The organism is Streptomyces sp. NPDC005899 (assembly GCF_040629645.1).
Lineage (GTDB): Bacteria > Actinomycetota > Actinomycetes > Streptomycetales > Streptomycetaceae > Streptomyces.
On sequence record NZ_JBEXWB010000384.1, the window covers coordinates 1 to 5,567 of the forward strand.

Genomic DNA, 5,567 nt, shown 5'->3' on the forward strand with positions numbered 1-5,567 from the left:
CCGGCGGGGTGGCCCGCCGTCGGTCGGCGTGCCACCCGGCCACACCGGGGACACGGGGCCCGCGGGCCCTCCCACCGGGCCGGGCCGGCCGGTTCGGGAGGGAGGGAAGGTGAGGAGTCAGGTCCGGGCGGGCCCGAGTACGTCCTCCAGCTCCTGGAGCAGCCTGCGCTTGGGGCGGGCCCCCACCATGGACTTCACCGGTTCGCCGTCCCGGAAGACCATCAGCGTCGGCATCGAGAGGACGGCGTAGCGCCCGGGGACGCCCGGGTTGCGGTCCACGTCGATCTGGACGACCTTGAGGCGGCCGGCCTCCTCGGCGGCGATCGCGCCGAGCACGGGCGCGAGCTGGCGGCACGGGCCGCACCAGTCCGCCGTGAACTCGACCAGGACGGGCAGTCCCCCCTCCAGGACCTCGTCGTCGAACGTCGCGTCGGTCGCCTCGGCGACACCTTCCACGTGGATCATCTGCCGTCCTCCCAGTCGAGTGCACATCGTGGTTCGGGGCCGCCCGGCACCTCGGCCGACGCCTCCAGTTCGGCGCGGGCCAGCTGGGCGGCGACCTCCGTACGGACCGCCCGCAGCTGGTCGACGAGCCGGTCGAGCTCGCCCAGCTTGCGCCGGTACACCGCCAGCGAGGCGGGGCAGGCGTCACCGGCCGGGTGGCCGGCGCGCAGGCAGTCGACGAAGGGGCGGGTCTCCTCCAGGTCGAAGCCGAAGTCCTGGAGGGTGCGGATCTGCTGGATCAACCGCAGATCGCTCTCGTCGTACGTGCGGTAGCCGTTGTCCGCCCGGCGGGCGGGCAGGAGTCCGCGTGATTCGTAGTACCGCAGCGTCCGTGTCGTCGTCCCGGCGCGTTCGGCCAGCTCCCCGATTCGCATGCCGCGACCGTAAGCCTTGACGTCGGCGTCAAGGCAAGGACGCCGGGCCCGCGCGAAGGAGCCACGGCGACCTGGCCGACGGCGGGGCGGAGGTGGGGGTCCCGGACGCCGTCGGCGACGGCCCCGGCACGGCGGGGGTGGGCAAACGGCCGGCCGTCCGCGCCCCCTTACACCTGACGCACCGTCAGGATGACGTGACGTAGCAGGTGTACCGCCCGGTCACCGCCGTCTCCGACGCACCGCCGGACGTGCTGACCGTCAGGTCGGAGGTTCCGATGACTTCCGGAGCTCCGGTGCCGCGCTCCCAGGCGTCCGGCGCGGCGGCCCAGTCGTGGTGGCACTGCTCCAGACCGTAGCGGTAGGCGCTCATGTCCTCATGCTCGCCCGGGAAGGTCCGGTCCACCTCCACCTGGGACACCACCCGCAGGTCGTGCCGGTCCGCGCAGTCGACGGGCCGGGCGACCGCCACCGTACCGAGCCCCGTGCCCCCGGCGTCGGCGCACCGGCCGTCCGCGATCGCGGCCAGGGCCACCAGCACCGTGCGGGCGTCCTTGACCGGCTCGCCGCCGCCTTCCGGCCCCTTGCCCTTCACGGGCTCGCCGAAGGCGCCGATCCTGTACTCGGCGCGCAGCCGTGTCACGTCGGCGAGCACCTCACGCTCGTGGAGACGGGCCAGGACGGGCGTGAGGTCCGCGGTCGCGGACGCCAGGCGCCCGTGGGAGTCCAGGCGTACCGTCAGCCGGACGGGTTCCGCCCCCCAGTCCTGCTGGAGGCTCTGCAGGTCCCGGGGAAGCAGCTCCGCGGCGACCTCGGGGAGCACGGTCACCCGGTAGACCCGGCTGCCGTCCTCCCTGCGCTCGGGCTTCTCCCGGGGGATCACACGCGGCACGAGGTCGGCGAGCGTCCCGCTGTACGGCGCGGCGTCCCCGGCCGCGTGGGCCGCGATCACGCCGGTGGCCTCGCCGAGTGCGTTGACGGCCTCGGGCGTGTACTTCAGCCAGGCGGAAGTGCCCTGCCGGACGTAGACGTCCTCGTCCGCGGTCGCCAGGGTCTGCCTGCCGTCGGGTGCGGACTGCCGGAGGTACGCCAGGCTCCGGGCCGGGAAGCGGCGGCCCGCGCCGAACACGAGGTCCACCCTCGACGTCCCGCGCGCGTAGTCCTGCGTCCCCTCCGCCCGCTGTACCGCGTCGCCGCCCGCGGCCCCGTACGTCAGCGTCGAGACGAAGGCGGCGGTGCCCGCCCCCCGGGTGGCGTCCGTCGCCGCCTGGAACTGCTCGGCGAGCGGCAGCCCGTAGACCGCCCTCCCCGCGTCGGGCCGGTCCCCGGTGCCGCATCCGGCCGCGCCGATGAGGGCCGGCAGCAGCAGCGCGGCTGCCGCTCGCCGGTGTCGTACGGTCTTCAGCGTCCCCACCCCTTGTGCCTGGCCGGGACGCCTTCCGCGCCTGGCCGGAGGAGTGATACTGCTCGAACGCGCCGCACGGCACCAGCACGGAATGATCACGCCGTCCTCACGCCCCGGCCCCGACCCCGGCCCGGGCACACGGGAACGGCCGGTACGGGAGGTCCCCGTACCGGCCGCCGCGGCGCGCGGGCCTTACGCCTTCACCGGCGAGGGCCGCTCCTCACCGCCGTCCCTCGCCTCCGGGACGTGCGGCTCGCCGCCGTGGGCGTCGTCCGTCATGGTGCTCTCGTCGAAGGGCAGCGCACCGGAGAGCACCTCGTCCACCCGGGTCCGGTCGATCTCCTTGGTCCAGGTGCCGACGAGCACGGTGGCCACCGCGTTGCCCGCGAAGTTCGTCAGGGCGCGGGCCTCGCTCATGAAGCGGTCGATGCCGACGATCAGGCCGACCCCGTCGACGAGTTCGGGGCGGTGCGACTGGAGACCGCCCGCGAGGGTCGCCAGTCCGGCGCCCGTGACGCCCGCCGCGCCCTTGGAGGCGATCACCATGAAGACCAGCAGGGAGATCTGCTCGCCGATGCTCAGCGGGTCGCCCGTCGCGTTGGCGATGAAGAGCGAGGCCATCGTCAGGTAGATGGCCGTGCCGTCGAGGTTGAAGGAGTAGCCGGTCGGCACGGTGATGCCGACGACGGGCTTGCTGACGCCCATGTGCTCCATCTTCGCGATCAGCCGGGGCAGGGCCGACTCCGAGGAGGAGGTGGAGAGGATCAGCAGGAACTCCCGGCCCAGGTACTTCAGGAGGGAGAAGATGTTGACCCCGGCGACCAGGCGCAGGATCGCGCCCAGGATCAGGAAGACGAAGAGCGCACAGGTGACGTAGAAGCCGACCATGATGATCGCGAGGGACTTCAGGGCGTCGACGCCGGTCTCACCGACCACCGCCGCCATCGCGCCGAACGCGCCGACCGGTGCCGCCCACATGATCATGGCGAGGATGCGGAAGACGAGCCGCTGGATGTGGCCGATGCCCCGCAGGACGGGCTCGCCGGCCGGGCCCATGGCCTGCAGGGCGAAGCCCGCCAGCAGGGCGATGAGGAGGGTCTGCAGGACCTCGCCCCCGGTGAAGGCCGACACCATGGTGGTCGGGATGATGCCGAGGAGGAAGTCCACGGTGGACTCGCTCGCCCCGGAAGCCTGCTTCTCCCCCGCCGCGCGGGCCGCCTCCGTGAGGTGGAGGCTGGAGCCGGGCTCCAGGAGGTTGCCGACGACGAGGCCGATGGCCAGCGCGACCGTGGACATCACCAGGAAGTAGCCGAGGGCCAGCCCGCCGACGGCCCCGACCTTGGCGGCCTTGCGCACGGAGCCGACGCCCAGCACGATCGTGCAGAAGATGATCGGCGAGATCATCATCTTGATGAGGTTGACGAAGCCCGTTCCGATCGGCTTGAGCTCCACGGCCAGGCCCGGGGCGGCCAGGCCCACCGTGATGCCCAGCACCACTGCGGCGATCACGGCCAGGTAGAGATAGTGCGTGCGGTCCCGGCGTGCGGCTGTCTTCGCCACGGGGGCCTCCTCGGCTGTCTGCGGTCCCTCCCCCGTCCCTGGGGGCCCCGGTGACTATTCACCCCCCTGTGACGGCCGTCACCCTTGCGTTCATATCGTTCACGGACGCTTTCGAGCCACCTTGGGCCACCTCGTGGTGGCAGGCAGACTGTGAGCCATGCGCCTCCCCCGTACCCGCCCCCGCAGTCTGGCCGGACAGCTGTTCGCCATGCAGGCCCTGCTGGTGGCCCTCGTCGTGGCCGGGTGCGCCTGCTTCGCGTACGCATCGGGCCGGGAGCAGGCGGAGGAGACCGCGGAGCGCCAGGTACGGGGGGTCGCCCTGGCGATGGCCGGATCGCCGTCCGTGCGGGAGGCGGTCCGTACCCCCGACCCGTCCACCGCACTCCAGCCGTACGCGGAGCGGGTCCGGTCGGACACCGGGATCGCCTTCGTCACGATCATGGACCCGGACGGGATGCGCTGGACCCACCCGGACCCCTCCCAGATCGGCAGGCCGTTCATCGGCCACACCGAGCAGGCCCTGCGGGGCCGTACGTTCACGGAGACGTACACCGGCACGCTGGGGCCCTCGATACGGGTCGTGACACCGATCCGCGACGACGGCCGGGTCGTCGGCCTGGTCAGTGCCGGCATCACCGTCGAACGGGTCTCCACCCAGGTCCGGGAACAGCTGGGCGCGCTGGCCGCGGCGGCGGGCGGCGCACTGGCCCTCGGCGGGCTCGGCACCTACGTCGTCAACGCCGGACTGCGGCGGCACACGCACGGGATGAACGCCCAGGAGCTCAGCCGGATGCACGACTACCACGAGGCCACGCTGCACGCGGTGCGCGAAGGACTGCTGATGCTGGACGGGCGGAGGCGGATCGCGCTGGTCAACGACGCGGGCCGGGAGCTGCTCGGCCTCGGGCCGGATGCGGTGGGACGGACGGTCGACCAGCTCTCCCTGCCCGCTCCGCTGACGGGGGCGCTCCTGGCGTCCGGGCCACGCGTCGACGAGGTCCACCTGACGGCGGACCGGGTGATCGTCGTGAACACCAGTCCCGTCGTCGGCGGCGAGCGGCGCGGGACGGTGGTGACGCTGCGGGACCACACCGAACTGCAGGCGCTGTCGGGCGAACTCGACTCCGAGCGCGGTTTCACGCAGGCGCTGCGCTCGCAGGCGCACGAGGCCGCCAACCGCCTGCACACGGTGGTCTCACTGATCGAACTCGGCCGGGTGGACGAGGCGGTGGAGTTCGCGACGGCGGAGCTCGAACTGGCGCAGGTGCTCACCGACCGGGTCGTCGGCGCGGTCGGTGAGCCGGTGCTGGCCGCCCTGCTGCTCGGCAAGGCGGCGCAGGCCAACGAGCGCGGCGTGGAGCTGGTGCTCGGCGAGGACAGCCTGATCGACGACGGGGCCCTGCCGCGGTCGCTCGCGCCCCGGGACCTGGTGACGATCCTGGGCAACCTGATCGACAACGCGGTGGACGCGGCGTCCGAGGCGCCGACGGGCGGCGGCGAACCGGTGCGGGCCACGCGCGCCCTGGTCACCGTGACCGCGCTGACCGACGCCGAGGGCCTGCTGCTGCGGGTGGCGGACAGCGGGGCGGGCATCGGCCCCGACGACACGGACGAGGTGTTCCGGCGCGGCTGGACGACGCGCGGCGCGGGCCGCGGCCTGGGGCTGGCGCTCGTACGGCAGGCGGTCCACCGCAACGGGGGCACGGTCGCCCTGGGGCGGTCGGCGC

General features: G+C 73.4%; 5 protein-coding genes. 1 reads left to right on the forward strand and 4 read right to left on the reverse strand.

Annotation, left to right across the window (positions count from 1 at the left end; all coding sequences use genetic code 11):
• Positions 1-117 precede the first annotated feature (117 nt).
• From trxA to ABZ371_RS28195, 4 genes are all read right to left on the reverse strand, one after another.
• Positions 118-465 carry a thioredoxin gene (trxA, locus tag ABZ371_RS28180; RefSeq protein WP_358684683.1) on the reverse strand — a complete coding sequence of 116 codons (348 nt, stop codon included), beginning with the start codon at positions 463-465 and terminating at the stop codon, positions 118-120.
• Positions 462-878: a MerR family transcriptional regulator gene (locus ABZ371_RS28185; RefSeq protein WP_358684685.1), complete on the reverse strand. Its 417-nt coding sequence runs from the start codon at positions 876-878 to the stop codon at positions 462-464. Before ABZ371_RS28185 ends, trxA begins: the two co-directional genes overlap by 4 nt.
• 184 nt (positions 879-1,062) lie before the next feature.
• The gene (locus ABZ371_RS28190; RefSeq protein WP_358684687.1) at positions 1,063-2,289 is read right to left on the reverse strand and encodes a hypothetical protein; all 1,227 of its coding nucleotides are present in this window, start codon (positions 2,287-2,289) and stop codon (positions 1,063-1,065) included.
• 183 nt (positions 2,290-2,472) lie between these two features.
• Complete coding sequence (locus ABZ371_RS28195; RefSeq protein WP_358684689.1) at positions 2,473-3,840, reverse strand: cation:dicarboxylase symporter family transporter; 1,368 nt, start codon at positions 3,838-3,840, stop codon at positions 2,473-2,475.
• A gap of 157 nt (positions 3,841-3,997) precedes the next feature.
• Between ABZ371_RS28195 and ABZ371_RS28200 the strand changes: the two genes are divergently transcribed.
• Positions 3,998-5,567, forward strand: a 1,570-nt coding sequence (locus ABZ371_RS28200) for a sensor histidine kinase (protein WP_358684691.1), incomplete at its 3' end; no start/stop codon positions are given.